Genomic DNA, 25,762 nt, shown 5'->3' with positions numbered 1-25,762 from the left:
CCCCGGCACCCCTTCTTCGCCAGCGGAACCTACAGGTACGCCTCCGCGCGGGCGGCAAGCGTCAGGACGCGTCGGGCGCCGGCCACCACCGCGGGGTCCACGAAGCGGCCGTCGGGCAGGGCCAGGGCACCGGGCGAGGCGGCGGCCGCGGCCACGGTCTCGCGGGCGGCGTCCAGTTCGCCCGCGGTGGGGAGATAGGCGCGCGCGATGACGGGGAGCTGGCGGGGATGGATGGCGGCGCGGCCGAGGAACCCGAGGGCGCGGCCGCGACGGCAGGAGGCGTCGAGGCCGTCGAGGTCGCGCACGTCGGGGTAGACGGACTGCGCGGGCGGGGCGAGTCCGGCCGCGCGGGCCGCCACGACGGTCCGCACCCGGGGCCAGGTGAGCGCGTCCTCCTCGGTCACGCCGAGGTCGGCGCGCAGGTCCGCCTCGCCGAGCGCGAGTCCGCGCACCGCGGGATCGGCGGTGGCGATGGCGAAGGCGTTCTCCAGGCCGAGCGCCGATTCGAGCAGCGGGTAGAGCCCGGGCACGGCCGCGCCGGGCCCGGCCAGCTCGCGGTGGAGCCGCAGCACGGACGCGATGTCGCCCGGCCCGGCGACCTTCGGCAGCCGCAGCCCGCCCAGGCCCGGCAGCCCGGCCAGCGCCGCGAGGTCCGCCGCGAACAGCGGGCCGTCGAGGGCGTTGAGCCGTACGTGCACCCGGGCGGGCCCCGGCACCGGCTCGGCGAGCAACTCGGCGGTGGCGGCCCGCGCGTACTCCTTGCGGGCGGGGGCGACCGCGTCCTCCAGGTCGACCAGGACGACGTCCGCGCCGGAACGCAGCGCCTTCGCGACCACGTCCGGACGGTCGCCCGGGGCGTAGAGCCAGGTCAGGACGGCGTCGTCCGCACCGGCGCGGTCGGTGGCGGCGGGCCCGGTGGGGGTACCGGGTCCGGTGCTGGCGGGCCCGGTGGGGGTGCCCGTCGTGTCGTGGGTTCCGGCGCTCACAGCGCGCCCTCCGCCCTCAGCGCGGCGATCTCCGGTCCGTCCAGGCCGAGTTCGGTGAGGACGGCATCGGTGTCCGCGCCGTGCGGGCGGCCGGTCCAGCGGATCGCGCCGGGCGTGCCCGACAGCCGGAACAGGACGTTCTGCATCCGCATCGGCCCCAACTCCGCGTCGTCCACGGACGCCACGGTGCCCAGCGCGCCGTACTGCGGATCGGTCATCACGTCCCGCACGTCGTAGATCGGCGCGACCGCGGCCTGCGCCTCCTCGAAGGCCGCGACCACCTCGTCCCGGTCGTGCCCGGCTATCCAGCTGCCGACCGCGGTGTCGATCTCGTCGGCGTGCGCGGCCCGCCCGGTGCCGGTGGCGAACCACGGCTCCTCGACCAGTTCCGGCCGCCCGACCAGCCGCATCACCCGCTCGGCGATCGACTGCGCGGAGGAGGACACCGCCAGCCACGCCCCGTCAGCGGTCCGATAGGTGTTGCGCGGCGCGTTGTTGGTGGAGCGGTTGCCCATCCGGGGCTGCACGTAGCCGAGTTGGTCGTACCAGATGAGCTGCGGGCCCAGCACCGCGAGCATCGGCTCGATGATGGCCATGTCGACCACCTGCCCCGCGCCCGTACGGTCCCGGCCGGCCAGCGCGGCCATCACCGCGAAGGAGGTGGCGAGTGCGGCCACGGAGTCGGCGAGGCCGAACGGCGGGAGCGTGGGCGGGCCGTCGGGCTCTCCGGTCGCCGACGCGAACCCGCTCATCGCCTCGGCGAGCGTGCCGAAGCCGGGCCGCGCGGAGTACGGGCCGAACTGCCCGAACGCCGTCACCCGCGCCAGCACCAGCCGCGGGTTCGCCGCCGACAGCTCCTCCCAGCCCAGGCCCCAGCGCTCCAGCGTGCCCGGCCGGAAGTTCTCGATGATGACGTCGGTGGACGCGGCGAGCTTGAGCAGCACGTCCCGGCCGCCGGGCGTCGACAGGTCGAGGGTGATGTTGCGCTTGTTGCGGCCGAGGTGCTTCCACCACAGGCCCACGCCGTCCTTGCTCGGGCCGTGGCCGCGGGAGGGGTCCGGCTTGCGCGGGTGTTCGACCTTGACGACGTCGGCGCCGAAGTCGCCGAGGAGGGTCGCGGCGCTCGGCCCGGCGAAGAGCGTGGCCAGGTCCAGCACCCGCATGCCCTCCAACGGGCCGCCGGCGGGCGGCGTGTGGGGAGCCTCGGGCGACGGCTCGGTGCGCGGCGGCGGTACGGCGGTGCCGTCGCCCGAGCCCGCGGCCGTCACCGCGTCGGCGGAAGCGGGGAGTCGGTCGTCGGGGCGGGTACTGCGGGTACTGGGGTGGTGCATGGGAGCTACCTCGGCTTCTTCCACGTGCTTCGGCGTCCGGCGGATTCGCCGGGGTGCCGGTCCTCGCTCGTCCGGTCGTCGTCGGTCGTCGTGTCGTCCCGATCAGCGGGGGTGTTCGTCGGCAGTCGTCGTCGGTCGGTCATCTGCGGCCGCTCATCCGTGACTTGGGCGGTCGGCCCGGCGCGATACGGGCGTACCGCCGGCGGCCCGCGCGTCGATCTCCGCGCGCTCCGGCATCGAGGACGACGCGCCCTCGCATTCCACCGACAGCGCGGAGGCGGCCGTCGCCCACTCCAGCGCCGCCGGCATCGGCCGGCCCTCGCCGAGCGCGACCGCGAGGGCGCCCACGAAGGTGTCGCCGGCCGCGGTGGTGTCCACCGCCTTCGCGGGCAGGGCCGGTACGACCAGCGGCTCGTGGCCGTGGGCGGCGTACAGGCAGCCCGCCGCGCCGAGCGTCACCACCACCTCGGGCACCGCGTCGAGCAGCGCGCGGGCGGCGGCGCGCGGGTCGGAGTGGCCGCTGAGCGCGGCGGCCTCGTGCTCGTTGGGCACCAACAGGTCGGTCACCGCGAGGAGTTCCCCGGGCAGCGGCTGGGCCGGCGCCGGCGTGAGGACGGTTCGGACGCCGTGCCGGTGCGCGGCCCGCGCACCCGCCAGCACGCCGTCCAGCGGCAGTTCGAGCTGGAGCAGCAGCGCGCCGGCCGCCGCGATGACGTCCTCGTCGCCGTCGGCGAGGGAGGTCACCGTGCCGTTCGCACCCGGCACCACCACGATCGCGTTGTGGCCCTCGCCGTCGACCACGATGTGCGCGATGCCGCTCGGGCCCGGCACCGTCCGCAGCGGGCCGGTGCCGACCCCCGCGCCGTCGAGGGCGGCGCGCAGCCGCGGTCCGAATTCGTCGTCGCCGACCGCGCCGACGAACGTCACCTCGCCACCGGCCCGCGCGGCCGCGATCGCCTGGTTGGCGCCCTTGCCCCCGGCCACGGTGCGGAACGCCTCGCCGGTGACGGTCTCGCCGCGCGCCGGCGCCACCCGGGTGTACGCCGCCAGATCCATGTTGGCGCTGCCCAGCACCACGATGCGGGCCCGCCCGGACGGCGGGGCGCCGCGGCGCCCCGGGGGAGCGGAGGGTGCCGGGGGAACGGTCGGATCGGTGCTCATCGGGTGCCTTCCTCGGGGGTGCCCTGTGCGGGGGCGCGGCGCGCGGGCGCTTCGTGCTCCCGCGGGTTCGGGCCGGACGGCAGCACGGCCAGCGCGGCGGTACGACGGGCGAGGGCGTCGAAGCCGATGCCGTCGAACCCGCCGACCGTGCTGGCCAGCCGGTTCTTCAGCGGGCCGGTCCACTCGCCGGGCAGCGCGGCCGCCGAACCGGCCAGCAGCCCGGTGACGGACCCGGCCGTCGCACCGTTCGAGTCGGTGTCCCAACCGCCCGACACCACACGGCAGATGGACCCGGCGAAGTCCCCGTCGGCGTGGGTGAGGGCCGCCGCGAGCAGCGCCGCGTTGGGCAGGACATGCACCCAGTGGTGGTCGTGGAACCGCCGGTGCAGCTCGTCCACGACGACGGCGAAGCCGTCCGCGCTGCCCGACGGTTCGGCGCCGGCGAGGTCGATGCCGAGCCGGACCGCGCCGGCCAGCCGCGACCCGCGCGGCACCACCTGGAGCCCGGCCGCCAGGCACGCGTGCACGTCGGCGCCGCCACCGGCCGCCCGCGCCACCACCGCGGCGGCGAACATCGCCCCGTACACGCCGTTCGCGGTGTGGCTGAGCACGGCGTCGCGCCACGCCTCGTCCGCCGCCGCGGCCGGGTCGCCCGGGCGGGTCCAGCCGAAGACGTCCGCGCGGATCAGGGCGCCGATCCACTCCCGGAACGGATTGCGCCAGGTGGCGGTCTCCGGCGGCTCCAGCCCGGCCAGCAGGTTCCGGTACGCGACCCGCTCGGCGGTGAAGGTACGGCCCGCGGGCAGCTCGTCCAGCCACAGCTGCGCCACGTCCCGGGTGCGGAAGCCGTGACCGCGGGCCTCCAGCAACATCAGTGCCAGCAGCGGGTAGTTGAGGTCGTCGTCCTCGGGCATCCCGTCGATGTTCTCGGCCAGCGAGGTGGGGCGGCTGCGGCGGTTCCACGGGAAGCGGGCGGCGACCTGCGGGTCCAGGCCCACCTCGGTGAAGTAGCCGCGCACCGGCCAGTTGCCGGTCGAGCGGGCGATCGCCCGGATGCCGTCGAGCGGCAGCTTCTCCACGGGCTTGCCGAGCACGCACCCCGCGGCCCGGCCCAGCCAGCCCGCCTCCAGCCGCTCGGCCAGCTCCTGCGGCCGCTCGACCCGCGCCACGGCGGGCGGCGCGCCCGCGGCCGCGTGAATCCCGGCCAGATCCGTCGGCTCCTGCTCGGCCAACGGCGAGCGCTGCCCGGCCAGTTCGTCCAGCAGCTCGTGCGCGAGCGCCCGCACCTCCGGGCGCACGGGACCGGGGGAAGCCCCGGCCCGCTCCGGCGCCAGGTGACCGCCGGCGGCCAGCCAGCGCCCGCGCACCGCGGCCGTGTCGCGCCCGTCCTGCTCGGCCTGCCGCAGTTCGTGCCCCACCAGGTCCTCCGGCTGCACCCAGGTCAGCCGCAACGGCTCCCCGAGCGCCGGATCGGACCCGGCCCCGCGCCCGCCGTCACCGTCGGCCGTGCCCGGCCCGGTCGGCGACGGGGGCGGGTACTCCGCGGGGTGCGGGCTCATCGGACCTCCGCCAGCGCCGTGAACGCGGCTTCGTGGGCGCGGCGGCGGTCGGTGTCGCGGGCGAAGACCTCGCGGGCGACGGCGGACAGGTCGGCCGCGGGGGTGTGCAGGTCGAGCCGGCTGGCGCGGGCCACCTCGTCGCTCCACCCGGCGGGCACCGCACCGGTGCCGCCGAGCGCCCCGGCGATCGCGCCGCTCATCGTCGCGATGGAGTCGCAGTCGCGGCCGTAGTTGACCGAGCCGAGCACGGCCGGTTCGTACGCCCCGCCCGCGATCAGCAACATGCCGAGCGCGACCGGCAGTTCCTCGATCGCGTGCAGCCGGGAGGGTCGGCGGGCGCCGAGCGAGGGCTCGCGGTAGCGCGGGCCGACCGTGTCGAACGGCGCGACCGCCTCGCGCAGCGGCGCCAGCGCCTCCTCCCAGTCGTCGAAGCCGGTGGCGCGCTCGCACACCGCCTCTATCGCGGCGCGGGTGCCGTCCTTGGCGAGGGCGAGCGCCGCCTCGACCACGGAGGCGGCGGTGGCGTCCGGCGCGAACGCCGCGGCGACCGCGGCGGCGAACACCCCGGCGGCCTCCCGCCCGTACGACGACTGGTGCGGCGCGGCCACCTCCAGCGCCTCGGCGTACGCGGCCGCGGGGTTGCCGGCGTTGACCGCGCCGACCGGCGCCATGTACATCGCGGCACCGCAGTTGACGATGTTGCCGACGCCCGCCTCGCGCGGGTCGACGTGGCCGTAGTGCAGCCGCGCCACGATCCACTTCTCGGCGAGGAAGATCCGCTGGAGCGGCAGCGCCTCCGCCTCCAGCTCGGGAATCCACCGGGGCGTGCCGATCAGGTCGGGCACGAGGTGGTCGGCCACGCTGTACGCGTCGAGGTGGTCGCGGACCTTGGCGTAGACCCGCACCAGGGCGTGCGTCATGAGGGTGTCGTCCGTGACGTGCCCGTCGCCCTTGTGGTACGGCGCGATCGGGCGCGCGGTGCGCCACTCCTCGTAGAACGGGCCGACGATGCCCCGTACCCGGCCGCCGTGTCGCTCCGTGATCTGCTCGGGCGTCCAGCCCTCGACCGGGCCGCCGAGGGCGTCGCCGACAGCGGCGCCGACGAGGCAGCCGGTGATGCGGTCCTCAAGCGTGAGTTTCATTGCTTCCGGGTCCTTCCGTGACAGGGGCATGGGGGTCGGTGGCGAGCGGTTGTGCGGGGTGTGCGGGAGCGCCGGGCGAGGCGAACGGCTCGGCGGGCGGTGGCGAGGTGTCCGGTACGGCGTACGGGTCGGCCTCGGGCTCGACGCCGGCCAGCCGCCCGGCCAGGTCCACCAGGTCGGTGCCCACCAGCCGGGGCAGCGCGCAGCCGGGCAGCGTCCGGCACGCCTCCCGCCAGGAGACCGGCAGCGCGGCGGCGCCGCCGAGCGCACCGGCCAGGGCGCCGGCCAGCGCGGGCGCGGAGTCCGCCACCCGCGACAGGCAGGCCGCGGCCGGCACCGCCTGGTCCACCGCGCCGTCGGCGGCCAGCACCAGGGCGAGCGCCACCGGCACGGTCTCCGCGGCGGCGATGCCGTAGCTGTAGACGTGGTCCACGATCTGGTGTTCCAGCAGCGGGACCAGGCCGAACGCCTGGCCGTGGCCGTCGGGTTCGGCGGCGCGCGCGGCCCGGGCGAGGGCGACCGCGTGCTCGGCGTTGCGGGAGATCTCCGAGCCGGCCGGCAGTTCGCGCAGCGCGGCCCGTACGCAGTCGTCGGCGGACGCGCCGGCCAGCGCCAGCGAGACCGCCGCGGCCATCGCCCGGGCGCCGTGCACCCCGTCGCCGTCCTGCGTGTAGTGGGCGTCGTACTCCGCCAGGTCGGCGGCGGCGGCCGGGTCGCCCGGGTGCACCACGGCCAGCACGCACGCGCGCCCGCAGGCCGCGTCGTCGAAGAAGTGCGGGTTGTCGTGGCCGGTGGCGGGCGGCCGCAGCCCCGTGGCGAGGTTGCCGAGCCCGGCCCGTACCGAGATACGGGCGCGCAGCGGGATCACCGCGGACTCCACCTCCGAGGCGCGGGCCGCGGCCGAGGAGATCTCGGCGGCGAGCGACATCCAGGCGAGGTCCACCGCGGCCCGCACCCGGCGGTCGCGGCTGAGGTCGCTCAGCAGCGCGCCGCGCGCCGACAGCACCGACTCGGCGGTGAAGGCCGCCCACTCCGCGTCGTCCGACGGCCCCAGCCGCAGCGGCTCGGGCGGCTGGTTGAGCGCGATCGGCACCGGCAGGGTCGTGGTCGCGTTCTGCTCGGCGAACGTGTCCAGCTCGCGGGTCAGCCGCCGTGTCCACTCCGGCATCCGCGCGGCCCGATGGCGTGCGGCCGGCCATCCCGCGGCGTCGCCCGCGGCGAGCCCGAGCAGCAGCCCCTCCACCCGGTCCCGGGTCACCCGGTCACCCGGCGCCGCCGCACTCTGGGCGGTGTCCGAAGCGGGCGCGGGGATGCCGGGCGTGCCGGTGCGGTTCACGGGGATGTGCTCCGGGTGTGGGGAGTCGCCGCGTCCGGTGGCCGGACGGGGCGTCGTGGTGGCGGCACCGCCGGAGGTCCGGTGTGCCGTGGCAGCCGGAAGTGCCGAGGTGCCCGAACCGGTCCTGAGCGGCCGGGAGTTGCCGGTGCCGGTGGCGGCATCGGCCGCCGTGCGCGGGCGTGGTGCGGTTTCGCGGGGCGCGCCGGCCTCCGGGGCCGAGTGGCCGTCGGGGCGGCCGGGCTCGCTGTCGGGGCGGCCGGGCCCGCCGTCGGCCGTCGCCCTCGCTGCGGAAGCGGGCCCGCGCGAGAAGCCGTGTGCGGTGGTGCTCATGACGCCACCCGTTCCGCCGGACCGGGCAGGGGTTCCCCGGGGGCGAGCAGGTCGGCGATGTCGCGGACGTGGTAGCCCGCCATGGCCGGCAGGCAACTGCCGGTGACCGGCTTGATCGCTTCCGACCAGTGCTCGGGAATCGCGCCGAACCCGCCGAGGGTGCCGGCGAGCGCGCCGGCGACCGCCGCGGTGGTGTCGGCGTCGCGGCCCATGTTGACCGCGGTGAGCACCGAGCGGCTGAAGTCGCCCCCGGCCAGCGCGAACGCGCCGAACGCGAGGCCGACCGCCTCGGGTGCGAGGTCGGTCCAGGGGTACCCGCCGATGACGACGGCCGAGCGCAGCGCGCGCTCGCGGTCGAGCACGGTGAGCGTCGGGTCGAGCCGGACCCGGCGCGCCACGGTCACCGCGCGCCGCAGCGACCGCGCGGTCCAGGAGTCCTCGGGCACCACCGACAGGGCGGCGGTGATCACCGCGGAGCAGTCCCCGCCGGTCATGGCCGCGGCCACCCCGGCGGCGACCGCCTGGCCGCCGTAGATCCCCTCGCCCTCGTGGCTGACGGTCCCGTCGATCGCCACCAGCCGCGCGGCCTCGGCGGGCCGCCCCGCCGCGTAGACGCCGAACGGTGCCGCGCGCATCGCCAGGCCGTCGCTCCAGGCGTGCCGGTGCTGCGCGGTGATCGGCGAGGCCAGCCCCCGGCGCAGGTTCTCCAGGGTGCCGCGCTCGCTGAACCCGGCGCCGCGGAAGGCCCCTTCGTCGCGGTCGGCGATCCACACGTGCCAGGCCGCCTCCACGTCGCCGGTGGTGAGCGCGGCGCCGTACCGGGCCAGCAGCAGGCCGGACAGGATGGCGTACTCCGTGTCGTCGGTGCCCGCCGGGTCCTCGGTGACGAAGTCCTCGATACGGCCCCAGCGCTGGCGGATCTGCGACGGCTTCATGTTCTCGGCCGGCGCCCCGAGGGCGTCACCGACGGCCAGCCCGGTGAGCGCGCCGCGCGCGTGGTCACGGGGGCTGCCGGGTACGGGGCGGGGGCGGCGGATGCCACCCGGCGGCGGGGCCAGTGCCGTGCCGGACGTGCTGAGGGGTGGGGGACCTGATGCGTCAGAGGCGCTGGGTGAGGCGGGAGTTGTGCTCATGCCGTGCCGTTTCCTGGTGAGTACTGCTGTGTGGTGCGTGGCTGTGCCCTGCGGGTGCCCGGCGGCGGTGGCGGGCGGGCCGGACCCGCCGGCGGTCGGTGGCCGTGCGACCGGGGACGGCGGTGGTGCTCGGTGCGGGACACGGTGCGGGCTCCTTCCGGTGCGGGTGTCGGGGACGGGGACGGGGACGGATACGGATACGGGCGACGGTCGAGGTCAGGGGATCGGGTGGCCGATCGCTCGGTCCGCTCGGCAGTGCGGCGCGCCCTGGGGAGGGGCGCGCCGCACTCCCTCAGTCCCGGTACCGCTCGAAGACGCGGTTGCCGTCGCGGACGAGTTTTCCGCGCAGCGAGTCCAGGCTGATCGCGCCGCTGTAGTACTGCTGGAGTGCCGGCGTGGCGATCTTGTCGGACCACTCGGGGTAGCCGCGCATGCCCAGCGCGGGGGACGCGCTCAGGTACTTCGCCATCGCCATCCCGGTGCTCCACCCGAGCTTCGTGGTGGTCAGCGACGGGTCGCGCAGCGCCGCGGTGCCGGTCGGCGGCATCCAGTCGCCCTGTGCGAGCTGCACCAGGTGCGGGGTCTGCGTCATGAAGTCGATGAACTCCACGGCCGCCTGCTGGTGCTTGCAGGACTTCGCCACCGACAGGGTCTGCGGGCTGACCCCCTGGGAGCGCCCGCCGTCGGGCGCCTTGCTGCCGACCGGCAGCGGCAGGACGACCCAGTCGAAGTGCTTGGGCGCCTGCTGCTCGATCTGCTGCCGGTAGGAGAAGTCCAGCGGCAGCATGGCGTATCGCCCGGCGAAGAACCCGGGCAGCACGTCGCCGCCGCCGAGCGCCAGCCCGCTGGAGGGCGCGGACCTGTCGGTCTTCACCTGCCGCCGGACCAGCTCGGCGAAGGCCGAGTCGGCGCTGCCGAACCGCACCTCGGTACGGCCGCTGCCCTCGTCCTTGTACAGGACCCGGCCGCCGTTGGTCAGCGCCAGGTTCAGCGTCACGCTCACCGGCGAACTCATCGGCCAGGCCGTGCCGTACCGCTCGGCGCCGCTGCCGTGGTGGGACAGCTCCCGGCAGATGTCCTCGAACTCCTGCCAGGTCCACGGGTGCGCGACGTCCGGCAGCCGGACGCCCGCCTTCACCAGCAGGGTGCGGTTGGCGATGAGCACCCGCGGTTCCTGCAGGAACGGCACCCCGTACACCGCGCCGTCGAACCGCGCGGTGTCCCAGGTGCTCTGCGGGATACGGCTCTTCAGGCCCGAGGACAGCAGGCCGGTCAGGTCCGCGAGGTAGCCGCCGGAGCCGAAGTCGGTCAGGTCGATGCCCTCGTCATGGATGATGTCCGGCGCGGCGCCGCCCTCGAAGGAGGTCAGCAACTGGTCGTGGACGTCGTCCCAACTGCCCTGCACATAGCGGACCTGCACCTCGGGGTGCTGCTTGTTCCACTGCGCGACCAGCGCCTTGTTCGCCTTGACCGACTCCGTCTGCCAGGCGAGCGACAGGAAGTCCAGCCGCGGTACGCCCGAGCCGCTGGAGGAGCCGCAGGCCGACAGCAGCGACCCGGAGCCGGCCACCGCGGCGGTAGCGGCGGTGCCGGTCAGGAAGGTACGGCGGCGCATCAGCCCTTCACCGCCCCGGTCATCATGCCGCCGACCAGCCGCTTCTGCAGCAGCGCGAAGAACAGCAGGCTGGGCAGGGTGGCGAGCACCGACGCGGCGGCGAGCGGGCCGAGGTCCGCGGCGCCCTCGGCGCCCAGGAAGTGGGTCAGGATCACGGACATCGTCTGCTTCTCCGGGGACTTGAGCAGGACCAGGCCAAAGAAGAACTCGTTCCACGCGGTGACGAAGGAGAACATCAGCGTGGCCACCAGGCCCGGCATCAGCAGCGGCAGCACCACGCTGCGCAGCGCGCGGGCCCGGCTGCACCCGTCGATCGCGGCGGCCTCCTCCAGCGAGACCGGCACCGCCTTGACGTAGCCCTGGAGCATCCACAGCGCGAACGGCAGCGTCCACACCACGTAGACCAGGCCCAGGCCGAGCCGGGAGTCGACCAGGTGCATGTTCTTCAGCACCATGAACAGCGGGATGATGATCAGCACCAGCGGGAACATCTGGCTGACCAGAATCCAGGCGGTGCCGGCCCGGCTGACCATCGAGCGGAACCGCACCATCACGTAGGCCGCGGGCACCGCGATGGCCACCGAGACGACCGCGGAGATCCCGGCCACCATCAGGCTGTTCAGCGCGGAGTGCAGCAGCGGCTGCTCGTCGAAGGCGGACCGGAAGTTGTCCAGCGTGGGGTGCTTCGGCAGCCACGTCGGGTGGATCGAGCCCAGTTCCTGCGGCGACTTGAAGGCGGTCGAGACCAGCCACAGCAGCGGGAAGGCGAGGAACACCACGTAGCAGAGCAGCGCGACGTACTGCCCGGCGCGGCCCATCCGGCGGCGGGCCTTGCGCCGCCCGGCGCCCGTGGAGGCGCTGGGCGCGGGGGTGGCGGGGGGAGCGGGTACGGCGGCCGCGCCGGCCGCGTCGGTCGCGCTCATGACTCGTCCTCCTTCAGGCGGTTGCGCAGGAACACGGCCAGCAGCACGGCGATCACCGCGACCATCACCAGGCCCATGGCGGCCGCGTAGCCGAACTGGCCGTAGCGGAACGCCTCGTCGTAGGCGAAGAGCATCGGCAGCTCGGTCTTGCCGCCGGGTCCGCCGCTGGTCAGCACGTAGACCAGGCCGAAGGAGTTGAAGTTCCAGATGAAGTTCAGCGCGGTGATGGAGAGCACCACCGGCTTGAGGGTGGGCCAGGTCACCGTGGTGAACCGGCGCCACATCCCGGCGCCGTCCAGGCTCGCGGCCTCGTGCAGTTCCAGCGGGACGTTCTGCAGGCCGGCCAGCAGCACCACGGTGGTCTGCGGCATGCCCGCCCACACGCCCACCACGATCACCGCGGGCAGCGCCAGCGACAGGCTGGACAGCCAGTCCGTGGTGCCGTCGGTCAGATGCAGGTGGTGCAGGGTGTTGTTGAGGATGCCCGCGTCCGGGTTGTAGACCAGCCGCCACATGATGCCGACGACGACCTCGGGCATCGCCCACGGCACCAGCGCGAGGGTGCGGGCCAGCCAGCGCAGCCGCAGGTTCTGGTTGAGCAGCAGCGCCAGGCCCAGCGACATCAGGAACTGCAGCACGGTGACGCACACCGCCCACAGCAGGCCGATCCGGAACGACTGCCAGAAGAGCGAGTCGAGCCGCAGGTCCTTGAAGTTGGCGATGCCGGTGAAGGAGGTGGAGTTGGTGACGCCGGACTGGGCGTCGGTGAAGGCGAGCGAGATCCCGTAGAGCAGCGGGCCCACGCTCAGCACCAGCACCGGGATCAGCGCCGGCAGCAGCAGGAACCAGGCGTCCTTGTCCAGGCCGAGCACCCGGCGGCGCGCGGCGGTGGAGCGCGGCGGGGGAGTGCCGGCCCCCTGTCCGGTACGGCGCCGCGGCCGCAGGACCGCTCCGGCGCTCATGACGCGCTCACCGGGGTGTTGCCGGATGCGATGCCCGTGCCCGGGATCTGGTTCGTGGCCGTGGCCGTGCCCGGGTTCGCGGCCGGGCTCGTGCCCGGGTCCCGGTCCTGGTCTCGGTCCACGCCGACGTCGGCATCGGGGCCGGAACCGTCGTCGCGCCCGGGCCGGACGTGCGCGGTGGAGCCGCGTACGACCAGCCGGGGCGCGACGGTCTCGCACCGCACCTCGTGACCCTCGCCGTCCAGCCGGGCCAGCAGCATCTCGGCGGCTATTCGGCCACGTTCGGCCGAGCCGAGGTCCACGCTGGTCAGCGCGGGGTGGCCGGCGCGGGCCAGTTCGCTGTTGTCCATGCCGGCCACGGCCAGCTGCTCGGGTATCCGCAGGCCCCGGTCGTGGGCGGCGTGCACCGCGCCCAGCGCGAGCTGGTCGTTGGCGCAGAAGACGCTGTCGATACCGGGGTCGGCGTCCAGCAGCCGGTGCATCGCCGCCGCGCCGGCCGCGATGCCGAACTCGGTGGTGACGGTGAGCTCCGGGTCGTGGTCCAGCCCGGCCTCCTCCAGCGCGGTGCGGTAGCCGAGGCTGCGGTTACGACCCGGGACGGTGTCCGCGGGGCCGTTGATGAACGCGATCCGCCGCCGCCCGCTCGCCAGCAGGTGGCGCATCGCGAGCACGGCCCCGGAGACCGAGTCGGCCCGCACGCTGTCCACCGGCGCGTGGTCGGGCAGCGACCCGATCACGACCACCGGCCGCGCCGCCCCGGACAGCACCTTCAGATGCTCGTCGGTGACCCGGATCGGGACCAGGATCAGGCCGTCGCTGGTCCGGTCGGCCAGGCTGCGCACCACGTCCAGCTCGTCCTCGGCCACGGCGTCGGTGGAGTGCAGCAGCAGCCGGTAGCCCAGCGGCTTCGCGGTCGCCTGTATCTGGCGGACCATCGAGACGTAGACCGGGTTGCCGACGTCGGGCATCGCGAAGGTGAGCTGCTGGGTGCGGCCGCCCTTCAGCGACCTGGCCACGCCGTTGGGCACGTAGCCCAGTTCCGCGGCGGCCTGTTCGACCCGCCGGACCGTGTTGGGGCGGGCGCCGTGCCCGTTCAGCACCCTCGACACCGACGCGATCGAGACACCCGCCTTCGCGGCGATGGTCTCGACGGTCGGCGGTCCGGCCGAAGTCGTCATGATCGTCCTTTCGCTGAAGCTGAAGCTCTGAGGCTGGGTCCGGAGCCGGGTCCGGCCGAGTCCGGAGATGCATCCGAAGCTGAACCGCAACCGAACTGTAAACGTTTACAGTTCGCACCTGGCAGGCTGCTTCCGAGGAAGTGGTTTCCGCTATGTTGCGCGGGTGTTTCGCTGATCGTCAATGAGCTGTGGCCTGAATCACACGCATGAGGGAGGCGCCGTCACACACCCGACTGACCGTCACCTACGTCCGTACCCGCGCCCGCGCCCGCGCCCGCATCCGCTGCCGGCCGGAGAAAGGCGTCCCCGCGCGAGGCGGGACCCGCTGTACCGTTTCGGGTGTCGAGGTCGAAACGAGTAGGTCCGGGGTCGGAATGCCTCAACCCATCGGCAGCAGCGGCCCCATCGGCGAGCGGCTGCGCGAGATCCGCAAGCGGCGAGGGCTGACCCAGCACCAGCTAGCGTCCGCATCCGGCGTGTCCCTGTCGCTGGTCAGGAAGCTGGAGCAGGGCGAGCGGGACGATACGCGGGTGGAGACGGCCCTCGCGCTCGCCGTGGCCCTGCGGGTGCCCACCAGCCGGTTGCTGGGAGGCGTGCACGAGACGCAGGGCGCCTCTCCGAGCGTTGTGGACCTGTGGACGCCTGTCCGCGCCGCGCTGGCCGCTCCACCGCCCGGGCCCGCCGACGACGCCCCGACGGTCGCCGGAGTCCGCGCGGCCGTCGCCGCCGCCATGCCCCTTGCGGCCGGTGACCGTCTTGACGAGTTGGCCGAGGTGCTGCCCGTGCTGCTGCGCGACTCCGCGGCCGTGGCCGACGCCCCGGCGGGGCGCGCGGTGAACGCCGGGCTGATGCGGCTGGTCGGCTGGATGCTCACCCAGACAAGGCAGTTCGATGCCGCCGAGGACGCACTCGGCCGTGCCCTGGACGGTGCTCCCGACGATCTCGACGCGGCGGCCGCGATCAGCACGCGGTGTTGGCTGCTGCTGCGTCGCGGCCGGATCGCCGAGGCCGGGCGGCTCGCCGAGGAGTGGGCCGAGCGGATCGAGCCCCGTATGTCCCGTGCCACGCCCGCGGAGCTGGGCGCGTGGGGATGGCTGCTGCTGCGCGCCGCCGCGGCGGCGGACCGGGATGCCCGGCCGGACGACGCCGAGCGGCTGCTGCTCCTTGCCGGTTCGGCCGCCGCGGCGCTGGGCCCGCGGCAGGTGCCGGGGGGCTTCCTGCGGGCGTTCGACGCGCGGACGGTCCAGCTCAAGGACGCCGAGCACGCCATGGTCTCGGATCGACCCGACCGGGTGCTGCGACTTTCCGCCGAGATCTCCTGGGAGGGTATGCGCCCGACCTCGAACAACCTCAACCGGAACCGGCTGGACCAGGCGTCCGCGCGGGTGCGGCTGCGGCAGTACGCAGAGGCGGTGGACACCCTGGAGACCATCTGGCAGGCCGCACCGCAGTGGCTCCCGCACCAGCGGTATGCCCGCGACATCCTCGGTCAGGTCATCGCCCGGCGGCGGACCCTGACACCACGCATGCGTGTCCTCGCGGACGCGGTCGGTGTGCCGCTGTAGAGGTGGCACTTCGAGCTGACGGACCGTCAAAGTGCCATGGCCGCAGCACGCCCGCGCTTCCTACGGTCAGTGAGTATCCGATCGCCGAACGGGGAACCGCCATGCCGATGCCCGACGCGCTGAGGAACAACCTCAGCGAGACCCAACACGCATCCCTCGCCCTGCGCCGGCTGCTACGGGAACTGGGCGCAGACGAAGCTCTGCTCCGACGGGTCGTCCCCCGCAGCGATGAACGGGGCGCCGATTACGTCCACATTCCACCGCTGCCGCTGGACGTGGCACAGCACCTCGTTCGCCTGCTGCCGACACCGCCCGCGCCGATGCCGCACCCGTGAGGACCCGGAGAACGCGGAACCTCCGCGCCTGGCCCCCGCACTCCGTGCTGGACGACGACCACCCGGCGCGCCCCGCGCGCCTCCCGACGACTCAGCCCGGCGCGCCCGTCCCCGTATCGGGTTGAGCACGCGTACTCAGGTCCGCGCCCGGCCGGCGGCGGACGATGGGCTTCAGCCAGGCGAGGGTTGGGGGATCACATGCAGCTCTTCTGTTGGCTCCTCGGGTCGGCCGCACTGCTCACCGATGCCGCGAGCCGGAGCCTCTTCCTGTACCTCGGCCGGCTGGCCCGGCGCGGGGTGTCGGGCACCGAGTTCGTCGTGATGTCGCTGGCATGGGTCTTCCGCGTGGTGCTGGCGCTGCGGTTCGCGGGGATCGCCGGTGCCTTCGTGCTGGCGGCGGACCGCGCCGGGACCGCCTCGGCGGTGCTGTACGGGCTCGGTGCGCTGGGGTGCGCCGTCACCGTCGTCGAGGTCGCGCAGACGCTGTACGCGAGCCTGCGGATACGGCATCCGCGCACGAAGCGGGGGCCGGGCGGATAGCCGGCGCGGGCCGGCCGTCGTACGGTCCCGGGCCGTACGACGCCCGGCCGGGCACCGTCAGAGCTGGTCGGGGTCCGGGGCCGGGTCCGGACCCGGGGAGGTGGCGCGGCCGTGCCAGTCGAGGCAGACGACCATCGCGTCGTCGTCGGGCTCGGGGGAGCCGCGGTGGGTGGTGAGTTCGCGCAGCACCGCGCGGGGCACCTGGGCCGGGGGGAGGAGACGGGTGCTGGTGATCGCCCGGGCCAGCGCGCGCTCGCTGTAGCGCTCGCCGCCGGGGGACACCGCGTCGTACACGCCGTCGCTGACGAACAGCAGCCGGTCCCCGCTCTCCAGGTGGAGGTGCTGGGTGGTGTAGAGGGTGTCCTCGAACATGCCCAGCGGCAGCTGCGGTTCGAGTTCGACCGGCTCGACCTTGCCGCCGCGCAGCCGCCACACCTTGGGCGAGCCGGCGTCGATGACCTCGACGTCGCCGGTGGCCAGTTCGAACCGCATCAGGAGCGCCGCGAGGTGCACCCGGCCGCGGTAGTGCCCGTAGACCGCCTGGTCCCCGAGGAACGCCTGGTCGGCCAGTGACAGGTCGGCGCGCCGGCCGTTGCGCAGCGCGTGCACCGCGAGGCTGGTGAGCAGCGCCGCCTCCACACCCTCGCCCATGCCGTTGGTGACCGTGAGGGTCAGGTGCCCGGCGGACGCGGACCAGTCGAAGTTGTCGCCGTGGATGGCGTACGCGGGCTCCAGGCCGCCGCCGATGTCGTACTCCGGGCGGGAGCAGGAGCGGGCCGGCAGCAGTTCCCACTGCATCTCGGCGGCGAGGGTGAGGCGGTCGGCGCGGCGGGCTTGCAGGTAGAGGTCGGTGTCCCGCTCGGCGACCACGATCTCGTGCCCCAACACCTCGGCCAGCTCGGCGAGTTCCGGTTCGGCGGCCGGGTCGTACCCGCCCTCGGCGAACCGTACCGACAGCACCCCGATCCGGTCGCCGCGCACGCTGATCGGCAGGTGGGCGGTGAATTCGCCGGTGCGCGGATCGGTCTGGGTGTGCACGCGCTGGGCGCCGAAGGCCCGTCCGGCGGCGCTGGAGTGGATCGGCGCGGGCTCCGCCGTATCAGGGGTCCCGCCCACGGGTTGCAGTATGGTCAGAGCGTAGTCGGCCATGAGCAGGTCGACGTCGACGGCCGCGTAGTGCGTGATGAGCGCGCCCCTGGCCGCCGCGAGGAGAGCGTGGGGTGCGGCGCCGCGCAGCTCGCGTTCCGCAGCCGTGAATCTGTCCACCGGTCGGTTACCGCCTGTTCGAGAGTATGGAAGTCAAAAGGAGGGGAAAGACGCTTTATGCCTCGGCGACTGACAAGGCAGTTGGGAAGTGCCACAGTTGAGGGCATGCGCTCCGGGATCTCCTCCAGTCGGGACCGGGACGCCGCCGCTCAAGCCGCCCGCGAGGTGATCGAGCTACTCGAGGTGCTCTGGACCCAGGACCGGGACATGACCTCGACCGCACCGGTCTCCTGGTCGCAGCTCAAGGTGCTCTATGTGCTGGACCGCGACCGGGGGATCAATCTGCGCACCCTCGGCGAGCTGCTGGGCTCCGCGCCGTCGTCGGTCAGCCGGATGTGCGACCGGCTGCACGCGCTGGGCTTCATCGAGCGCTCGCTCAGCTCCGCCAGCCGCCGCGAGCTCGAACTGCGCCTGTCGGTGCGCGGGGAGAGCTACCTCGCCGAGCTCAGGGCCCGCCGCGAGACGTCCTTGCTGCACATCATCTCCGCCATGCCGCCGGCCGAACGGGTCGCGCTGGTGGAGGGCCTGAGCGGATTCCGTTCCGCGATGGCCGACCTCGCCCCGCGCGAGGACACCCCTCCGGAGACCGGGTCCGTCGAGTCCGCGTAGGCCGAGTCGCAGGCGGCGGCGAGCGCGCTCCGCCCGCGTCGGGGCGGCCGGTCGGGCCGCGGGTCGAAGTGCCACTTGTCACCTGCCTTCCGTGCTGCATAGCGTCGTCTACCCGGATACCGAAAGATGCCACGCCTGTACGAGCGCGCGCCGAGCCGAACGGCGGTGCGCGCCGCACCACGCCAGGGTGTTCTCGCAAGACATGGTTGTCAAATAGCAAATGTTGTCCGCGCGCAAAGATCGACAGCGGTGATCGTCGAGGGTGGCGGGGCGGGGGTCGCAGACGGCCGGCGGCCGGCAGCCTGGGCGGAGGCTGCCGGCCGCCGGATGGAGACCTGGAGAGGGGACCCGGAGGGTCAGGGGCGGGTCAGGGCGTGGTGGTGAAGTCGTCGAAGTCGACCTCGCCCGTCGTGCCCGCGGCGTGCGAGGTCGCGGTCAGGCCGACGTCCTGGGTCGCGGCGGCGGTCGGCACGCCGATGGTGCCGACCAGGTGCCAGGTGATGCCGTCGGTGGAGTAGTAGCCGCTGTAGGTGGTGCCGTCGCGGACGAGCTTCAGCCACGAGGGGTGGACCGCGGTGCCCACCGAATCCTGGGAGTCGAGCTTGCCGTCGCCGTCGGAGTCCCAGTCGAGCAGGTAGCCGTTGCCCGGGGTGGCGACCAGCGCCACGTAGCCCGGTGAGGTGTCGGACCGCGTGATGTCGTTGCGCACCATGATCCCGGCCTTGGCCCACACGTCGGTGTCCGCCTGGGCGTCGATCTTCACCGTGGTCGTGGAGCCGTCGTGCTCGGCGCCCGGCAGGTAGATCGTGCCGTACTCGTTGGTGCCGTTGTACAGGTCGGCGCCCTGCGCGCTGATGCCGAGCCGGCTGCCGGACTGGCTGAAGGACGCCGTGGTGGAGGCGAAGGTCCGGTAGGGCGCGGCCACCGGGTGGTTGACGGTCACGGTGTCCCCGACCGCCGGGTGCGCGGTGCCGGAACGGTCGCGGTAGGAGGCCGTCGCCTGGAACGCGCTCGCCGCGAACAACTCGTCCGACGGCTTGAGCGTGACGGTGTACGTGGCCCGCAGCGCGTGCCCGGCGTCGAGGACCCGGGCCTTGGTGGGCGAGTGCGTGGTGATCGTCGCGCCGTCCGGCCCGGTCAGCTCGAGCGCGGCGTCCGTGACGGGGTGCGAGCCGTTGTCGGACAGGGCCGCGGTGACCGTACGGGTGGTGCTGTCGCTCGCGGCCGGCGCCCAGTCCAGCGCCAGCGTCACCGACGGGGCGGCGGTCCCCAGGACGTGCCGGGTCGGGTGGACCCGGAACAGTTGCACGCCGTGCGGCGGCACGTCCGCCGCGATCCGGCCGGCCGACTCGGTGGTGCGGTGGCCCCACAGGTCGGTGAGGGCGTAGTCGCGGGCGCCGGGCAGCCCGAGCGCCTTCGCGGTGGTCGCGACCTCGCGCGGTGTGGAGCCGGTGTTGAACAGGCCGACGATCGCGTCGCCGTTCGGCTCGTTCTTGGCGAACACCTGGCTGTCGGCGCCGTCCGAGATCCGCCGCGCGTCGATGCCGTCCTGGTCGACCGCGAGGACGTCGGTGTTCTTCAGCATGGCCAGGTCGGTCGGGTCGAGGTGGGTCAGGTCGCTGCCGAGCATCAGCGGTGAGGCGGCCAGCGACCACAGGCTCATCTGGGTGCGCCGCTCGTCCGGGGTCAGCCCGTCGTTCGCGCCGTTGCCGATCTCCAGCGAGTCGTAGTCGTTGTAGCCGCCCGGGCCGCCGTACGGTGCCCAGTCCGCGACCTGGTCGAAGCGGGAGGCGAGCGAGGGCCAGGTGGTCAGCGGATAGCTGCTGCCGTTGGGGCCGCAGTAGCACTCGATGTCGCCGCCGGTCCGCCAGCCGTCCGACAACTGCTGCCAGGCGGCCGTGTTGGTGATGTCCAGGCTGTTGGACAGCTCCAGGTGGATGGGCCGCCCGGTCTGCTTCAGCGCCTGCGACCAGGCGCGGACGTCCGCGATGTCGGGGGTGCCGACCCCGTCGATCTTCAGGTAGTCGATGCCCCACCCGGCGAACTGGTCGGCCCAGGAGTCGGTGAACGCCTGCGCGCCCGGCTTGGTGTAGTCGATGCCGACCATGCCGCCGCAGTTGTAGTTGTTCTCGGCGGCGGTGGTGGCGATGTCGTCCGCGTGGTAGCCGGTGCCCTCGATCGCGGTGTTCCGCGCGACGGCCTGCTTCGAGATGCCCGGGGTGACGTAGAGCCCGAACTTCAGGCCGAGCGAGTGGACGTAGTCGGCGACGACCTGGATGCCGTTCTCGCCGCCGCGCGGCGGGAACTTCGCCGGGTCGGTGACCCATCGGCCGTACCCGTCGACGTCGGGGCCCTGGCTGCCCGGGCACTGCTGCCAGAAGTCGTCCACGTTGACGTAGACGTAGCCGTCCTTCGCCAGGCCGGTGTCCTTGAGCGCCCTGGCCTGTGCCTCGATGGTGCTCGCGGTCGGGTTCTTCCGTACGAAGCTCCAACTGCTCCAGCCGAGTACGGGTTTCGCCGCCGCGGTGCCGCCCGCGGCGGGAGCCGTGGCCGGGGCCGAGCCCGGGCTCGCGGCCTGCGCGGCCGGTCCGCCGGCCGCGGTGGTGCCGGCGGCGAGCAGCAGCGCTCCGGCGAACGCGGCCAGCGCGCCTCTGATCGGTTTCCTCATGGGGGACTTCCTCCGTCGCAGCGCCCTGACAGCGCGAGAGGGGTGGGTGATGGCCCGGGGCCCTGTCCACGCGACCTCGGGCCGTCGGCCTGGGAGCGGCCGGCGCCATGGGTCGGGCAGGGTCCGGGTACGGAGAAGGCTGCGGGGGCGTGTGACACGGCGCACCGCGCTCTTCTCCCCGTCCCGGAGAAGGGCCGGCGGACCAGCCCGAGCACACTCGGCCACCCGTCGCCGTACGACGCCCGATCGCACCACAAACGCTCAACGATCCCCGTACTGGCCGGGTTTGAGCGCACACGATCAAACGTTCAGCAACAGATAGCACCATGGGCGCCCACTGTGTCAAGGCTCACGTCGCACCCCGTGAGACGGCACCCTGCCCGCCCGCCCCGGCCCCCGGAGCCGGCAGGAGGGCGCCCTTTGGGGGTGCGGGGAACCGCGCGGCCGGCCGAGGACGGGGCGCGCTGGGCCCGTGAGCCCAGGCCCCGCGGGGCACCTGCTCGGCCTCCGGTGGGAACGCGGCAAGGCATACTCGGTGTGCGGGCCCGTCGGGCCCGTGAGCAGCGGAGGTGCGCGATGGTGTCGTCGTCGGGGCAGGAGCCGGCGCGGAGGGTCACGATCCATGACGTGGCCCGATCAGCAGGGGTTTCCCGGCAGACGGTGTCACGCGCACTGAACGGCAAGGACGAGATCGACCGCTCCACCAAGCAGCGGGTGCTCGACGCCGCCCGCGAGCTCGGCTACCGGCCGAGCCGGTTCGCCCGGGGCCTGGTGCGGCAGGACACCACCACGATCGGGCTGGTCATCCCGGACCTGCGCAACCCGTTCTTCACCGAGGTCGCCGCCTCCGCGCTGGAGGCCGCCCGCGCCTGCGGCTGGCACGTGGTCGTATACGACACCGCCGACCGCCGCGAGGAGGAGATCGGCACCCTCCAGGTGATCGGCTCGCAGGTGGACGGGGTGGTCGGCTACTTCAGCTGCACCGAGGACGAGCTCGACCGGTACACCCGCGGCATGCCCATGGTGCTGATCGACCGCGACCGCCCGACCGAGCGGTTCAGCTGCATCCGGATCGACGGCGAGCAGGGCGTGCACGCCGCGATCGCGCACCTGGTCGCCCAGGGCCACACCCGGATCGGCATGCTCGACCACATCGGCCGCGCCGAACCGAGCCTGCGCCGTGCCTGGTTCACCGCCGCCGCGCTGGCGCACGGCGTCGACCCGGGCCGGGTGGCCGGCGCCGCCCAGTCGGCCGACGGCGGCGGGGCGGGCCTGCGGGACCTGCTCGCCACCCATCCGGAGATCACCGCGGTCTTCACGTTCAACGACATCGTCGCCGTCGGGGCGCTGCGCGAGGCGCGCCGGCTCGGCCTCGACGTGCCGGGTGAACTGGCCGTGATCGGCTTCGACGGGCTGCAGTTCGGCGCGCTGATGGAGCCCCCGCTGTCCAGCGTGGCGCTCGACACGCGCCGGCTGGGAGCACTCGCCGTCGAGCAGGTCAGAAGGCGTCTGACCGGCGCAGATCCACTGCCGCCCGAGGACCTGGTGGTCCGGGCCGAGCTGCGGCTGAGTGGCTCCGCGTAACCTGAGCGACTTGGGATTGACCCGTATGTCTTGACATTCGACATGAACGAAGCGCAGACTTCCGGCAATTCACCAGTCCCGTGAACGCTCCCGGGAACGTTCACGGAACAGCCCGTCCGATCGCTCGGCGAAGCCGCCGCCCCGGCCCCGCCGACCTGAGCATTCCAACCAGAAGGCAAGCCTGCCTTGAGGTGTCAACGTCGACCTGTCCAGCACTGGAGCTGGACACCCTGGAAGGAAACCATGAGAAACACCGCCTCGCGCGTCCGCCTTGCCGCCGCCGCCGTCACCGCGGTGGCAAGCATCGCCGCGCTCGCCGGCTGCTCGTCGTCCAGCCACTCGGGCGGCTCGTCGGCCGCCTCCGCCTGCGCGCCCGCGAAGGGCAAGGTCACCCTCCAGTACTGGAACACCGTTCCGGGCATGGACAAGGTCGTCGCTCTGTGGAACAAGCAGAACCCGGACATCCAGGTCCAGACGAAGGACATCTCGAACGACCAGTACGGCACGATCAGCAACTCCCTGAAGGCGGGCAACGCCCCCGACCTCGCCCAGGTCGGCTATGACGAGCTGCCGAACCTGCGCACCCAGAACGCCTTCGTCGACGCCTCCAAGTGCGGCACCGCCACCGCCGACAAGTCGAAGTTCGTGCCGTGGACCTGGTCGCAGACCAGCTTCGGGGGCACCGGCGTCTTCGCCCTCCCGCAGGACACCGGCCCGATGGCGCTGTACGTGCGCACCGACCTCTTCACCAAGTACCACCTGCCGGTCCCCACCACCTGGGACGAGTACGCGGCCGACGCGCAGAAGCTGCACGCCGCCGACAAGAACATCAGCATGACGTTCTTCGACCCCAACAACGCCGAGTGGTTCAACGGCCTGCTGTGGCAGAACAGCGCCAAGATGTACTCCTACAGCGACAACAAGTGGCAGGTCAGCGTCGACTCGGCGAAGAGCAAGCAGGTCGCCGACTACTGGCAGAAGCTGATCGACGCCAAGGAGGTCCGCACCGACCTCGCCAACGGCTCGACCCAGATGTACGCGGCCTACCAGAAGGACCAGATCGCCAGCTACGTCGGCGCGGCCTGGGGCTACAGCATGTTCCGCGACAACCTGCCCAAGCAGGCCGGCAAGTGGTCGATCGTCCCGATGCCGACGTGGAGCACCAACGCCTCGTCCGGCGACTGGGGCGGCTCCACCGTCGCGTTCATGAAGGGCAGCACGCACCTGTACGAGTCGGTGAAGTTCAACACCTGGCTCAACACCGACCCGCAGGCGCTGGCGCTGGAGAACAAGCTCGGCGGCCTCTACCCGGCGGCCACCGCCGGCCTGAAGATGCCGTCGCTGTCCCAGGGCGTGCCCTACTACAACAACGAGAAGATCTTCGACGTCTTCGCCGAGTCGTCCAAGAACATCGACACCGACTTCTCGTGGGGCCCGACGCAGAAGACCGTGAACCTGAGCCTGCAGGACGCGATGGCCAAGGCCGCCGCCGGCAAGGGCACCCTCAGCGGCGCGCTGTCCACCGCCCAGGCCAAGGCGCTCAGCTCGATGAAGGACCTGGCCATCCCGGCCGAGTCCGGCAAGTGACCCCAGCATGACTGACACCGAAACCCGCGCACGGCGCGTGGTAGCGGCGCCCGATGCCCCCCGCCGCCGCCGCTCCGGCGGCGGCCCGCGGGCGGGCACCATCGCCGCCTTCCTGACGCCGTTCTTCCTCCCGTTCGTGCTCTTCTACCTGGTGCCGGTGGGCTACGCCCTCTGGCAGAGCTTCCGGGTGGTGCGCCGGACCGGCGGCCAGTACGGCACGTCGTACACCACCTTCGGCGGCTTCCACCAGTACGCGCAGGTGCTGCACAACACCGAGTTCTGGTCCAGCATCGGGCGCATAGGGCTCTTCGGCATCGTGCAGGTGCCGGTCATGCTGTTCGTCGCGCTGATCATGGCGCTGCTGCTGGACACCCCGCTGCTGAAGGTCAAGGCGTTCTTCCGGATCTCGGCGTTCATGCCCTACGCCGTGCCCGGCGTGATCGCCGCGATCATGTGGTCGTACCTGTACTCGCCGCAGCTCAGCCCGGTGGTCGACCTGCTCGGCCACCTCGGGCTGCACCCGGACTTCCTCGGGCCGGGCGCGGTGCTGTGGTCCACGGCGAACGTCTCCACCTGGCTGTGGACCGGCTACAACATGCTGATCATGTTCTCCGCGCTCCAGGCCATCCCGCAGGAGACCTACGAGGCCGCGAAGCTCGACGGCGCGAACAACTGGACCATCGCCTGGCGGATCAAGGTCCCGATCATCGCGCCCTCGATCGTGCTGACCACGGTGTTCTCGATCATCGGCACGCTCCAGCTCTACGCGGAGCCGGCCGTGCTGCGGCAGATCTCCTCGAACATCTCCAGCACGTTCACCCCGAACATGCTCGCCTACGCGGTGGCCTCCGGGAACAACTACCAGCAGGCAGCGGCGATCTCCGTGGTCATCGCCGTCATCACCTTCGTGTTGAGCTTCGGGTTCATGCGACTGACCTCGAAGAAGGCCGGACTGTGAGCAATCTTCACCAGGGCCGCCGGTCCGCCGCCTCCCGAGAGAGCCTCGCCAGCCGCACGGCGGTCATGGCGCTGATGCTCCTGCTGACGATCTACTTCCTGCTGCCGGTCTACTTCCTGATCGTCGCGGCCACCAAGCCCCAGGGCGACCTCGCCTCCACCAACGGCCTGGCGTTCTCGCACTTCAACCTCTTCAGCAACCTGCACACGCTGTTCAGTCGCAGCGACGGCATCTTCCTGAAGTGGGCGCTCAACAGCGTGATCTACGCGGTGGTCGGCGCGGGCGTCGGCACCCTGATCTCCGCGCTGTGCGGCTACGCGCTCGCGAAGTTCCAGTTCCGCGGCAAGGAGTTCCTCTTCTCCGTCGTGCTCGGCGGGGTCCTGGTGCCCACCACCGCGCTCGCCCTGCCGCTGTTCCTGCTCTTCTCCTCGACGGGGATGGTCAACACCTACTGGGCGGTGTTCCTGCCGAGCATCGTCAGCCCCTTCGGTGTCTACCTGGCCCGGATCTTCGCCTCCGCGGCGGTGCCGGAGGAACTGCTGGAGTCGGCCCGGCTGGACGGCGCGGGCGAGTTCCGCACCTTCTTCTCGGTGGCCTCCCGGCTGATGGCGCCCTCGCTGGTGACGATCTTCCTCTTCCAGTTCGTCGCCATCTGGAACAACTTCTTCCTGCCGATGGTGATGCTCCAGAAGGAGTCGCTCTTCCCGGTCACGCTCGGCCTGTTCGAGTGGAACGGGCAGACCGCCCGGGCGCCCCTGCTCCAGGAGTCGGTGATCACCGGCTCGCTGGTGTCGATCGTGCCCGTGATCATCGTCTTCATCCTGCTCCAGCGGTTCTGGCGCACCGGGCTCGCCGCCGGATCGCTGAAATGACCTGCGGGCGGGCCGGTTCACCGATCCCGACCGGTCCGCCCGCAGCACCACCTCACGCAGCACCGCGGTAGCACCACCACTGCCGCGGCACCGCAGCACCATCGTTCGCCCACCGCGCCCGC

21 protein-coding genes are annotated in these 25,762 nt (G+C 73.1%); 8 read left to right on the top strand and 13 right to left on the bottom strand.

Annotation, left to right across the window (positions count from 1 at the left end; genetic code table 11):
• Positions 1-29: 29 nt before the first annotated feature.
• From OG370_RS04540 to OG370_RS04490, 11 genes are all read right to left on the bottom strand, one after another.
• Positions 30-872: an HpcH/HpaI aldolase/citrate lyase family protein gene (locus OG370_RS04540; RefSeq protein WP_328473788.1), complete on the bottom strand. Its 843-nt coding sequence runs from the start codon at positions 870-872 to the stop codon at positions 30-32.
• 110 nt (positions 873-982) lie between these two features.
• Positions 983-2,149 carry a CaiB/BaiF CoA transferase family protein gene (locus tag OG370_RS04535; protein WP_328473786.1) on the bottom strand — a complete coding sequence of 389 codons (1,167 nt, stop codon included), beginning with the start codon at positions 2,147-2,149 and terminating at the stop codon, positions 983-985.
• Between the two features lie 321 nt (positions 2,150-2,470).
• A complete protein-coding gene (locus OG370_RS04530; protein WP_328460828.1) occupies positions 2,471-3,478 on the bottom strand; it encodes a ribokinase in 1,008 nt (335 codons plus the stop codon).
• On the bottom strand, positions 3,475-5,037 hold the full coding sequence (locus tag OG370_RS04525; RefSeq protein ID WP_328460826.1) for an ADP-ribosylglycohydrolase family protein: 1,563 nt from the start codon (positions 5,035-5,037) through the stop codon (positions 3,475-3,477). The genes OG370_RS04530 and OG370_RS04525 overlap by 4 nt, the downstream gene beginning before the upstream one ends.
• A complete protein-coding gene (locus OG370_RS04520; protein ID WP_328460824.1) occupies positions 5,034-6,179 on the bottom strand; it encodes an ADP-ribosylglycohydrolase family protein in 1,146 nt (381 codons plus the stop codon). Before OG370_RS04520 ends, OG370_RS04525 begins: the two co-directional genes overlap by 4 nt.
• Entirely contained in the window at positions 6,163-7,845 is a 1,683-nt protein-coding gene (locus OG370_RS04515; protein WP_443060613.1) for an ADP-ribosylglycohydrolase family protein, read from the bottom strand. Before OG370_RS04515 ends, OG370_RS04520 begins: the two co-directional genes overlap by 17 nt.
• A complete protein-coding gene (locus tag OG370_RS04510; RefSeq protein WP_328460822.1) occupies positions 7,842-8,978 on the bottom strand; it encodes an ADP-ribosylglycohydrolase family protein in 1,137 nt (378 codons plus the stop codon). Before OG370_RS04510 ends, OG370_RS04515 begins: the two co-directional genes overlap by 4 nt.
• Before the next feature lie 292 nt (positions 8,979-9,270).
• Positions 9,271-10,593 carry an ABC transporter substrate-binding protein gene (locus tag OG370_RS04505; protein WP_328460820.1) on the bottom strand — a complete coding sequence of 441 codons (1,323 nt, stop codon included), beginning with the start codon at positions 10,591-10,593 and terminating at the stop codon, positions 9,271-9,273.
• The gene (locus OG370_RS04500; RefSeq protein ID WP_328473782.1) at positions 10,593-11,411 is read right to left on the bottom strand and encodes a carbohydrate ABC transporter permease; all 819 of its coding nucleotides are present in this window, start codon (positions 11,409-11,411) and stop codon (positions 10,593-10,595) included. Before OG370_RS04500 ends, OG370_RS04505 begins: the two co-directional genes overlap by 1 nt.
• 101 nt (positions 11,412-11,512) lie before the next feature.
• A complete protein-coding gene (locus OG370_RS04495; RefSeq protein WP_328460818.1) occupies positions 11,513-12,478 on the bottom strand; it encodes a carbohydrate ABC transporter permease in 966 nt (321 codons plus the stop codon).
• Positions 12,475-13,656, bottom strand: coding sequence for a LacI family DNA-binding transcriptional regulator (locus tag OG370_RS04490; RefSeq protein WP_328460816.1), 1,182 nt, complete (start codon positions 13,654-13,656; stop codon positions 12,475-12,477). The genes OG370_RS04495 and OG370_RS04490 overlap by 4 nt, the downstream gene beginning before the upstream one ends.
• Before the next feature lie 374 nt (positions 13,657-14,030).
• On the opposite strand from OG370_RS04490, the gene OG370_RS04485 reads away from it, so the two are divergent.
• The 3 genes from OG370_RS04485 to OG370_RS04475 all read left to right on the top strand — a co-directional run bounded on the left by OG370_RS04485 (position 14,031) and on the right by OG370_RS04475 (position 16,096).
• Positions 14,031-15,221 carry a helix-turn-helix domain-containing protein gene (locus OG370_RS04485; protein ID WP_328460814.1) on the top strand — a complete coding sequence of 397 codons (1,191 nt, stop codon included), beginning with the start codon at positions 14,031-14,033 and terminating at the stop codon, positions 15,219-15,221.
• Between the two features lie 101 nt (positions 15,222-15,322).
• Positions 15,323-15,556 carry a hypothetical protein gene (locus OG370_RS04480; RefSeq protein ID WP_328460812.1) on the top strand — a complete coding sequence of 78 codons (234 nt, stop codon included), beginning with the start codon at positions 15,323-15,325 and terminating at the stop codon, positions 15,554-15,556.
• A gap of 198 nt (positions 15,557-15,754) precedes the next feature.
• Complete coding sequence (locus OG370_RS04475; protein ID WP_328460810.1) at positions 15,755-16,096, top strand: hypothetical protein; 342 nt, start codon at positions 15,755-15,757, stop codon at positions 16,094-16,096.
• A 57-nt stretch (positions 16,097-16,153) separates the two neighbouring features.
• Here OG370_RS04475 and OG370_RS04470 read toward each other — a convergent pair whose 3' ends face one another.
• Positions 16,154-17,362, bottom strand: coding sequence for a PP2C family protein-serine/threonine phosphatase (locus OG370_RS04470; RefSeq protein ID WP_328460808.1), 1,209 nt, complete (start codon positions 17,360-17,362; stop codon positions 16,154-16,156).
• A 105-nt stretch (positions 17,363-17,467) separates the two neighbouring features.
• On the opposite strand from OG370_RS04470, the gene OG370_RS04465 reads away from it, so the two are divergent.
• Complete coding sequence (locus OG370_RS04465) at positions 17,468-17,971, top strand: MarR family winged helix-turn-helix transcriptional regulator (RefSeq protein WP_328460806.1); 504 nt, start codon at positions 17,468-17,470, stop codon at positions 17,969-17,971.
• A gap of 367 nt (positions 17,972-18,338) precedes the next feature.
• Here the strand turns inward: OG370_RS04465 and OG370_RS04460 are convergent, their stop codons facing one another.
• The gene (locus OG370_RS04460; RefSeq protein WP_328460804.1) at positions 18,339-20,639 is read right to left on the bottom strand and encodes an NEW3 domain-containing protein; all 2,301 of its coding nucleotides are present in this window, start codon (positions 20,637-20,639) and stop codon (positions 18,339-18,341) included.
• A gap of 576 nt (positions 20,640-21,215) precedes the next feature.
• Here OG370_RS04460 and OG370_RS04455 point away from each other — a divergent pair.
• The 4 genes from OG370_RS04455 (at position 21,216) to OG370_RS04440 (ending at position 25,640) form a co-directional block, all read left to right on the top strand.
• Entirely contained in the window at positions 21,216-22,223 is a 1,008-nt protein-coding gene (locus tag OG370_RS04455) for a LacI family DNA-binding transcriptional regulator (RefSeq protein ID WP_328460802.1), read from the top strand.
• Positions 22,224-22,466: 243 nt separating this feature from the next.
• Complete coding sequence (locus tag OG370_RS04450) at positions 22,467-23,810, top strand: ABC transporter substrate-binding protein (protein WP_328460800.1); 1,344 nt, start codon at positions 22,467-22,469, stop codon at positions 23,808-23,810.
• A gap of 7 nt (positions 23,811-23,817) precedes the next feature.
• Entirely contained in the window at positions 23,818-24,768 is a 951-nt protein-coding gene (locus tag OG370_RS04445) for a carbohydrate ABC transporter permease (protein ID WP_328460798.1), read from the top strand.
• A 65-nt stretch (positions 24,769-24,833) separates the two neighbouring features.
• Positions 24,834-25,640 (top strand): carbohydrate ABC transporter permease, encoded by an 807-nt coding sequence (locus OG370_RS04440; RefSeq protein WP_328473780.1) that lies wholly within the window; start codon positions 24,834-24,836, stop codon positions 25,638-25,640.
• The last annotated feature ends 122 nt before the right edge of the window (positions 25,641-25,762 follow it).

The sequence above is a fragment of the Streptomyces sp. NBC_00448 genome, assembly GCF_036014115.1.
Lineage (GTDB): Bacteria > Actinomycetota > Actinomycetes > Streptomycetales > Streptomycetaceae > Actinacidiphila.
Note: the sequence above shows the minus strand (reverse complement) of the source record. Positions and strands in the feature narration are given on the sequence as shown.

Bases quoted from the DNA above. Each gene is read 5' to 3' on its own strand.
- OG370_RS04535 (WP_328473786.1), bottom strand. From the start codon at position 2,149: ATGCGGGTGCTGGACCTGGCCACGCTCTTCGCCGGGCCGAGCGCCGCG.
- OG370_RS04530 (WP_328460828.1), bottom strand. From the start codon at position 3,478: ATGAGCACCGATCCGACCGTTCCCCCGGCACCCTCCGCTCCCCCGGGG.
- OG370_RS04525 (WP_328460826.1), bottom strand. From the start codon at position 5,037: ATGAGCCCGCACCCCGCGGAGTACCCGCCCCCGTCGCCGACCGGGCCG.
- OG370_RS04520 (WP_328460824.1), bottom strand. From the start codon at position 6,179: ATGAAACTCACGCTTGAGGACCGCATCACCGGCTGCCTCGTCGGCGCC.
- OG370_RS04515 (WP_443060613.1), bottom strand. From the start codon at position 7,845: ATGAGCACCACCGCACACGGCTTCTCGCGCGGGCCCGCTTCCGCAGCG.
- OG370_RS04510 (WP_328460822.1), bottom strand. From the start codon at position 8,978: ATGAGCACAACTCCCGCCTCACCCAGCGCCTCTGACGCATCAGGTCCC.
- OG370_RS04505 (WP_328460820.1), bottom strand. From the start codon at position 10,593: ATGCGCCGCCGTACCTTCCTGACCGGCACCGCCGCTACCGCCGCGGTG.
- OG370_RS04500 (WP_328473782.1), bottom strand. From the start codon at position 11,411: ATGGGCCGCGCCGGGCAGTACGTCGCGCTGCTCTGCTACGTGGTGTTC.
- OG370_RS04495 (WP_328460818.1), bottom strand. From the start codon at position 12,478: ATGAGCGCCGGAGCGGTCCTGCGGCCGCGGCGCCGTACCGGACAGGGG.
- OG370_RS04490 (WP_328460816.1), bottom strand. From the start codon at position 13,656: ATGACGACTTCGGCCGGACCGCCGACCGTCGAGACCATCGCCGCGAAG.
- OG370_RS04485 (WP_328460814.1), top strand. From the start codon at position 14,031: ATGCCTCAACCCATCGGCAGCAGCGGCCCCATCGGCGAGCGGCTGCGC.
- OG370_RS04480 (WP_328460812.1), top strand. From the start codon at position 15,323: ATGCCGATGCCCGACGCGCTGAGGAACAACCTCAGCGAGACCCAACAC.
- OG370_RS04475 (WP_328460810.1), top strand. From the start codon at position 15,755: ATGCAGCTCTTCTGTTGGCTCCTCGGGTCGGCCGCACTGCTCACCGAT.
- OG370_RS04465 (WP_328460806.1), top strand. From the start codon at position 17,468: ATGCGCTCCGGGATCTCCTCCAGTCGGGACCGGGACGCCGCCGCTCAA.
- OG370_RS04460 (WP_328460804.1), bottom strand. From the start codon at position 20,639: ATGAGGAAACCGATCAGAGGCGCGCTGGCCGCGTTCGCCGGAGCGCTG.
- OG370_RS04455 (WP_328460802.1), top strand. From the start codon at position 21,216: ATGGTGTCGTCGTCGGGGCAGGAGCCGGCGCGGAGGGTCACGATCCAT.
- OG370_RS04450 (WP_328460800.1), top strand. From the start codon at position 22,467: ATGAGAAACACCGCCTCGCGCGTCCGCCTTGCCGCCGCCGCCGTCACC.
- OG370_RS04445 (WP_328460798.1), top strand. From the start codon at position 23,818: ATGACTGACACCGAAACCCGCGCACGGCGCGTGGTAGCGGCGCCCGAT.
- OG370_RS04440 (WP_328473780.1), top strand. From the start codon at position 24,834: ATGGCGCTGATGCTCCTGCTGACGATCTACTTCCTGCTGCCGGTCTAC.